Genomic DNA, 6,791 nt, shown 5'->3' on the forward strand with positions numbered 1-6,791 from the left:
CCGGGCCGGAGTGGCAGCGCATCCAGCCGGGGAGCGGCTCGGGCGGCGGGGGCATCACCGCGGCACCGGCCGGGAGCCGGCGGGGTGGCGGGCGAGGGGCGGTGTCGGGGTGGTCTGCCACGATGGTCGGCATGGGTGGCTGGGTGGTGGTGGACGTCGAGACGTCGGGGATGACGCCGTCGGTCGACCGGGTGCTGTCGGTGGCGGCCGTGGTGATCGACGACGACGGCGAGGTGGTCGAGGAGTTCGCGACCCTGCTCAACCCGGGGGTCGACCCGGGCCCCGTCCACGTGCACGGGCTCACCCCGGCCCTCCTCGCGGGCAAGCCCCGCTACGCGGAGGTGGCCGCGGACCTGGACCGGGTGCTCGACGGCCGCACCGTGGTGGCCCACAACGCCACGTTCGACGCGTCCTTCCTGGCGTCCGAGGCGCGGCGCGCGGGGCTCGAGCCGCCGCTGGAGCGCTTCCTGTGCACCCTCGACCTTGCCGGGAGGCTGCACCTGTCCACCACCGACCTCAAGCTGTCCACGCTCGCCGCGCACTTCGGCGTGGAGCAGCGGGCCGCGCACGACGCCCACGACGACGCCCTGGTGCTGGCCGGCGTGTTCGCCGGCCTGCTCGGGGTGGCCGCCGCCAAGGACGTGCGGCCCACCGTGCGGGAGCTCGAGGGGATGCTCCCGGACCCCGACTCGGGGTTCCTGGTCTCCCGCGTGTGGGCGGAGGCGCTCGCGGCGCCCCGGCTCTGGCGGCCGGCGGGGAGGCTGCGGCGCTCCGGCGGGCTGGTGCAGGGGATGGAGGTGGTCTTCACGCAGGACGTGGACAGGGACCCGGAGGAGATCGCCGGGCTCGTCGTCGACAAGGGTCTCTACCTGGCCGACCGGATCTCCTCCCGCACCTCCCTGGCGGTGTGCGACGCTCCTGACGCCGTGCGCGGCCGCACGGTGTTCGCCCGCAGGAAGGGGCTCGAGCTGGTGCCGTTCGCCCGGTTCGAGGCGATGCTCGCCGACGTCGCGCCCGGGCGGCCCGTCGCCGGCCCGCAGGCGGTGGACGGCGCGCAGGAGGCGCTGTTCTAGGGGCGGCCGTCACGGATAGGGGCGTCCCTCGCGCTGCCGCGGCAGGTCGGGGGGGTGGCCGGAGAGCCGGGAGGGGTCCTCGGGTCGGGTGCCGCGGTGGAAGAGGATCCGGTTGACCCCCCAGTGCAGCGCCCACAACCCCACGCCCACCACGAGCAGGATGGCGGCGATGCGATAGTCGTCGGTCGCCCGCCCGGACAGGGGCGAGACCAGGAACGCGCAGCACACGGCGCCGAGGATCGGCAGCACGGTCGGCGCGCGGAAGTGGCGGTGGTCGGCGGGATCCCGCCGGAGGACGAGCACCGCGACGTTCGTCACCGTGAACACCCCGAGCAGCAGGAGCGAGGTGGTCCCGCCCAGCGTCGCGAGGTCGGCAAAGGTGATGAGGCCGACCGCGATGGCCGTGGTGAACACGATCGCCACCCACGGGGTGCGGCGGCCGGGGAGGACCCGGCCGAGCACCGGCGGCAGCACCTGCTCGTTGGCCATGCCGTAGAGCAGGCGGGACGCCATGAGCATGTTGATCAGCGCGGAGTTGGCCACGGCGAACATGGTGATGAACGCGAAGACCCACACCGGGAACGCCGGCGCGCCGGCCGCGACCACCTTGAGCAGCGGGGTCTCGCCCTGGCCCAGGTCCTCGGGGCTCACCAGCGTCACCGAGGCGATCGCCACCAGGATGTACACGACGCCGGTGATCGTGAGGCCGGTGAGCATGATCTTGGGGAAGATCTTCACGGGGTCCCTGGTCTCCTCGGCCATGTTGACGGAGTCCTCGAAGCCGACCAGCGCGAAGAACGCCAGTGCGGTGGCGGCGGTGACGGCCCGGAAGGGGCTCTCGCCCTGGTCCACCCGGAGTTGCCCGGCGCGGGAGAGGTCACCCTGCCCCTGGCTGATCGCCCACGCGCCGATCGCGATGATGATGAGCAGGCCGGACAACTCGACGCAGGTGAGCACCACGTTGAGCCGGACGGACTCGGCCACGCCGCGGAGGTTGACCACGGCGACGGCGGTGATGAAGCACAGCGCGATGCCGATCAGCGGCCAGGTCCCGGACGCCAACTCCAGGCCCACCGCCTGGTCGAGATTCCCCGCGAACGCGATGGCGGCGGAGGACGCGGAGGTGAGACCGGAGCACATGACGGTGAACGCCACGAGGAAGGTGAGGAAGTGCACCCGGAAGGCGCGGTGCGTGTAGACGGCCGCGCCGCCGGCCCGCGGGTACTTGGTGACCAGCTCGAGGTAGCTGGCCGCCGTGAGCATGGCCACGGCGAACGCCACGAGGAACGGCAGCCACACCGCCCCGCCGACCTCCCCGGCGACCTTCCCGGTGAGGGCGTAGATGCCGGTGCCGAGGATGTCGCCGACGATGAACAGCAGGAGCAGGCCGGGACCCATCACGCGCCTGAGGGCGGGCTGGCCGGTGGTGCGTTCCGGGCCGGTGACGACGGGGACGCCCGCGGCCGGCGGGGGATCGGGCGGTCCGGGCATGGCGTGCTCCCTCCGGCGGATGTGTGAGGTGTACCACGGCGATCGTGAGCATCCCACCGCGTGGGCGGCGGTGGACGTGCTCTGCGTGGGATGATGGGCCACGGCCACCGATCGTCGACCACAGGAGTACCGCCCCGTGCCCGCACCCCAGAATGCCGCCGCCCGCGAGGTCTACGAGAAGGAGCGGGCTCACGTCCTGACCCCGTGGTCCGCCTGGGGCGCCACCGATCCCATGGTCGTCACCGCCGCCGAGGGCTGCTACCTCACCGACGGTGACGGCAACCGGCTGCTCGACTTCACCTCTCAGCTGGTCAACACCAACATCGGCCACCAGCACCCCGTGGTGGTCAAGGCGATCCAGGACCAGGCCGCCGAGCTGTGCACCATCAACCCCGCGCACGCCAACGCCGCCCGGGCCGAGGCCGCCCGCCTGATCGCCGAGGTCGCGCCCGCCGGGATGAACCGCGTGTTCTTCACCAACGCCGGCACCGAGGCCGTCGAGCACGCCGTCCGCATGGCGCGCCGCCACACCGGCCGCCACAAGACCCTCTCGGCCTTCCGCAGCTACCACGGCGCCACCACCACCTCGATGAACCTCACCGGCGACACCCGCCGCTGGGCCAACGATCTCGGCAACACAGGTGCCGTCCACTTCCACGCGCCCTACCTGTACCGCTCGCAGTTCTACGCCGAGAACACCAAGCAGGAGTGCGACCGCGCGCTCGAGCACCTGGACTCGCTCATCGGGCTCGAGGGGCCGGACCACTTCGCCGCCCTCATCATCGAGTCGGTGCCCGGGACCGTGGGCATCATGGTGCCGCCGGCCGACTACCTCCGCGGCGTCCGCGAGATCTGCGACAAGTACGGGATCGTCATGATCTGCGACGAGGTGATGTCCGGCTTCGGCCGCACCGGCGCCTGGCTGGCCCTGGACAACTTCCGGTCCGGCGACGACGACTGGGCGCCCGACCTCATCACCTTTGCCAAGGGCTCCAACTCCGGCTACGTGCCGCTCGGCGGCGTGATCCTGCACGACCGGATCGCCGCGTCCTTCGAGACGACGCCCTACACCGGCGGACTCACGTACGGCGGCCACCCGCTGGCGTGCGCGTCCGTGGTGGCGACCATCAACCTCATGCGCGACGAAGGGATCGTCGAGAACGCCCGGATGATCGGCGAGGAGGTCATCGGGCCGCGCCTGCGAGAACTCGCCGAGAAGCATCCGTCGATCGGCGAGGTCCGCGGACTCGGCGTGTTCTGGGCCGTGGAGATGGTGGCCGACCGCGAGACCCGCGAGCCCCTGGCCCCCTACGGCGGATCGTCGGAGGCCATGGCCAAGACCTTCGGGGCGGCCAAGAAGGACGGCGTGCTGCTGTTCATGAACTACAACCGCTTCCACATCGTGCCGCCGTGCATCATCACGCCCGACGAGGCCCGCGAGGGCCTGGACGTGTTCGACCGCGCGCTCGACGTGGCCGATTCCTACGTGGGGAGCTGAGCCGACATGGCGCTGGTGCTGAGGCTGATCGTCAACGCGGTCGCCCTGTGGGTGGCGACCCTGATCGTGCCGGGGATCGACCTGCACGAGACGGTGGGCATCTACGACCCGGGTGCCGGCGCCCTGGAGGATCAGGTGAGCATCCCGACCGTCGCCGCGCTGCTCATCGTGGCGGTGGTGTTCACGCTGGTCAACGCGGTGATCAAGCCGTTCGTGCAGCTGCTCTCGCTGCCGTTGACCATCCTCACGCTGGGCCTGTTCCTGCTCGTGGTCAACGCCCTGATGCTCATGCTGACGAGCTGGGTCACCACGACGTTCCAGCCGTTCGGCGCGGAGTACGCGGTGAGCGGGTTCTGGGCGGCCTTCTTCGGCGCCATCGTGATCGGCCTGGTCAACTGGGTGTTCGCCATGCTCATCCCGGGCCGCGCACGCGACTGACCCGCCCCCGCTCGCGACCGACCCGCCCCCGCTCCGCCGTCGTGCGGGGACGGGGTCAGGAGCCGAAGGCCGCCGAGGAGACGCCGGTCGGGATCCACCCCTGGGACGCGACGTCCCGGATGAACTGCATCTGCGGGTAGAAGGCGTTGCCCGGGCACGCGGTCCCGCCCCAGTCGCGGTGGCCCGAGACGGCGGGCATCGGCCGGGTGGCCCCACCCTGGGGGTTGCGGTAGATGATCCCGCCCCGCGGATTGATGCCCGTGGCGCCCGTGAGCGCGCGCACGCAGTTGATGGTCGCGCCGACCGCGGCCGCGGTGGGCGGCGCGCCGGTGAAGTCGCCGAGCAGGCTGATGCCGATGTTGCCGTTGTTGACCCCGGCGGTGTGGCCGCCGGTGACGACGGGGGGAGCGATGCCGCCGACGGGCGGGAACTGGAACACCGGGGTGCCGCCGACGGTTCCGCCACGGCCCTGATAGATCCGGCCCTCCGGATCGATGATCAGGTGGTACCCGATGTCGCCCCAGCCCAGGGTGTTGGCGTGGTAGTTGTAGATCGCCCGCACGCTGGCGGCGCGGTCCGGCCCCGCGGGCGTGGCGGTGTGGTGGATCGTGATGGCCTGGGCGGGGAAGAACTGCGGCGCGCCCCACCCGTTGCCGGAGACGTCGCCCGCACCCCACGCGGCGCGGGGGATGATCGGCAGGCCGAGCAGGCCGGTGCTGCCGAGGCTGTAGTTGCGCGGCGCGCCGCGGCCGTCGTCGAACGCGGTGGCGCGGGACCCCTGCGGCGCGTCGACCTCGTAGCCCACGGCGCCCTCCGGCGCGGACACGAGCTCGGCGGCGGCGGCGCTGCCGGAGTCGGGGGCGGTGTCCATGGCCTCGAGCGGGAGCCAGTCGCCCACCGAGCCGTCGGGGAACGCGAACCGGATGCGGCCGGCGATCTCCTCGACGCTGGGGAAGGTGACGCCGACGTAGCCCAGCGGGCCGTTCGGCTGGATCATGCCGCTGCCCGTCGAGACCGACCTGAGCAGATCCTGCGCCACACCGAGCGAGCCGGTGTCGAACGGGTTGGCACCGGCGACGGGACCGCCGACGGTGGAGGCGACTGCGGCGCCCACTCCCACGGAAGCTGCGGTGAGGAACCCACGGCGTGAAACGGGCATGAGGCAAGACTCCAGACTTGGTGGTGCGAAGAGCAGACGCCTGGCATATCGGCGCGGTCGGCCGCCACATTACGCGCTCGGCGTAACCAAATCGAGACCATCGTTACCGGAGTGATACATGTGAAAGATGAGGCGCGGGGGGTGGCCGCGTGCCCGTCCCGGGCCCCCCGGGGCGCCCGCGCGGGGCGGCCCGGCGGGACCCGGGGAGCCCGCCTCAGGGGGCCCAGGTGCGGGCGCCCTCGGTGCTGCCGATGGTGGCGGCGTCCTCGTCGGCCTCGTCCGCGTACGCGCGGTTGACGGCGGAGACCACGGCCCGCAGGGACGCGGTGGTGATGGAACCGGCCCGGCCGACCCCCCAGAAGACCCGGTTGCCGAACTGCACCTCGACGAACGCCGCCGCGGTCGCGTCGTCGCCTGCGGTCATCGCATGCTCCGAGTAGTCGAGGATGCGCACCTCGTCGTCGAACATCTCGTTCAGGGCGGCGACGAACGCCGCCAGGGGGCCGTTTCCGGTCCCCGTCAGCTCCCTGGTCTGGCCCTTCCACTTGACCACGGCGTCGATCGAGTCCTCGCCGTCGTCGGTCTCCGCCGGCTCCAGGTGCTGGGACATGCGCTCCATGGGGGAGACGCGGTCCAGGTACTCCAGCGAGAAGATGTCCCACATCTGCTTGGGCGTGACCTCGCCGCCCTCGGAGTCGGTGACGCTCTGGACCAGCCCCGAGAACTCCATCTGCAGGCGGCGCGGCAGCTGCAGGCCGTAGTCGCTCTTCATGATGTACGCGACGCCGCCCTTGCCGGACTGCGAGTTGACGCGGATCACGGCCTCGTAGGTGCGGCCCTCGTCCTTGGGGTCGATCGGCAGGTACGGGACCTCCCAGGTGACGTCGGTGATGTCGGCGCCGCGGGCGTCGGCCTCGGCCTGGAGGGCGTCGAAGCCCTTGTTGATCGCGTCCTGGTGCGAGCCGGAGAACGCGGTGAAGACCAGGTCGCCGCCGTACGGGTGGCGCTCGGGCACGCGCAGCTGGTTGGCGTACTCGACCGTCCGGCGGATCTCGTCCATGTCCGAGAAGTTGATCTGCGGGTCCACGCCGCGGGTGAGCATGTTCATGCCCAGCGTGACCAGGCAGACGTT

General features: G+C 71.8%; 6 protein-coding genes. 3 read left to right on the forward strand and 3 right to left on the reverse strand.

What is annotated here, in order from left to right; translation table 11 throughout:
- A partial coding sequence (locus B4M60_RS04820; RefSeq protein ID WP_291080802.1) for an exonuclease domain-containing protein occupies positions 1 to 1,073 on the forward strand: 1,073 nt, incomplete at its 5' end.
- A 9-nt stretch (positions 1,074 to 1,082) separates the two neighbouring features.
- On the opposite strand, the gene B4M60_RS04825 is transcribed toward B4M60_RS04820, so the two are convergent.
- Positions 1,083 to 2,564 (reverse strand): APC family permease, encoded by a 1,482-nt coding sequence (locus tag B4M60_RS04825; RefSeq protein WP_414646734.1) that lies wholly within the window; start codon positions 2,562 to 2,564, stop codon positions 1,083 to 1,085.
- A 136-nt stretch (positions 2,565 to 2,700) separates the two neighbouring features.
- Here B4M60_RS04825 and B4M60_RS04830 point away from each other — a divergent pair, with 136 nt between their 5' ends.
- Positions 2,701 to 4,062 (forward strand): aspartate aminotransferase family protein, encoded by a 1,362-nt coding sequence (locus B4M60_RS04830; RefSeq protein WP_291080804.1) that lies wholly within the window; start codon positions 2,701 to 2,703, stop codon positions 4,060 to 4,062.
- Between the two features lie 6 nt (positions 4,063 to 4,068).
- On the forward strand, positions 4,069 to 4,500 hold the full coding sequence (locus B4M60_RS04835) for a phage holin family protein (protein WP_291080806.1): 432 nt from the start codon (positions 4,069 to 4,071) through the stop codon (positions 4,498 to 4,500).
- 55 nt (positions 4,501 to 4,555) lie between these two features.
- Here the strand turns inward: B4M60_RS04835 and B4M60_RS04840 are convergent, their stop codons facing one another.
- Both B4M60_RS04840 and B4M60_RS04845 read right to left on the reverse strand, forming a co-directional pair.
- Complete coding sequence (locus B4M60_RS04840; RefSeq protein ID WP_291080808.1) at positions 4,556 to 5,659, reverse strand: peptidoglycan recognition protein family protein; 1,104 nt, start codon at positions 5,657 to 5,659, stop codon at positions 4,556 to 4,558.
- Between the two features lie 214 nt (positions 5,660 to 5,873).
- The coding region (locus B4M60_RS04845) for an alpha-isopropylmalate synthase regulatory domain-containing protein (protein WP_291080810.1) at positions 5,874 to 6,791 on the reverse strand (918 nt) is incomplete at its 5' end.

The sequence above is a fragment of the Dietzia sp. UBA5065 genome, assembly GCA_002415925.1.
Lineage (GTDB): Bacteria > Actinomycetota > Actinomycetes > Mycobacteriales > Mycobacteriaceae > Dietzia.